This window comes from Lentilactobacillus farraginis DSM 18382 = JCM 14108 (assembly GCF_000583655.1).
GTDB classification, from domain to species: Bacteria; Bacillota; Bacilli; order Lactobacillales; family Lactobacillaceae; genus Lentilactobacillus; species Lentilactobacillus farraginis.
On the sequence record NZ_BAKI01000128.1, the window covers coordinates 1 to 550 of the forward strand.

Consider the following 550-nt stretch of genomic DNA (forward strand, 5'->3'; position numbering starts at 1 on the left):
CGCCCTTTCCCTCCAGCACGTCGTGAATGGCACCGAGTACGTTTTCCAGTGCGTCAGGGGTGTGGGCGTAGTCTACAATGGCCGTGAAGCCTTCGGGAGAATGGATGGGTTCAAGTCTGCCGTTGACACTTTTAAGGGTGCTGAGAGCCACAAGGATGTCCTCGGACTTCTTGCCCAACATCACCGCTGTACCATAAACGGCGAGCAGATTGCTGACATTAAACTTGCCGATAAACTGCACTCCGACCTCCCTGCCGTCGATTTCGAGATACATTCCCTCGAAATGACACTCCAAAATCTTCGCACGGAAGTCGGCCATCCGCTGTACGGAATAGGTCTTTACGACTGCCTTGGTATTCTGGACCATCACCATCCGTTCTTGTCGTCGGCATTTGTTATGGCGAAAGCATCCTTGGGGAGATTGTCGAAGAACTTTTTCTTCGCATCGCGATAATTCTCAAACGTCTTGTGATAGTCGAGATGGTCGCGCGTAAGGTTCGTAAACAGACCGCCGGCAAACTTCAATCCACCAATACGATGCTGATGGATA

The 550-nt window shown here is 51.3% G+C and carries 2 protein-coding genes; both read right to left on the reverse strand.

From position 1 onward, the window contains the following. A partial coding sequence (locus JCM14108_RS16300; RefSeq protein ID WP_500778298.1) for a glutamate ligase domain-containing protein occupies positions 1-367 on the reverse strand: 367 nt, incomplete at its 3' end. Then, on the reverse strand, positions 367-550 hold a 184-nt coding region (locus JCM14108_RS16305; protein WP_500778299.1), incomplete at its 5' end, for a Mur ligase family protein. The genes JCM14108_RS16300 and JCM14108_RS16305, both read right to left, overlap by 1 nt.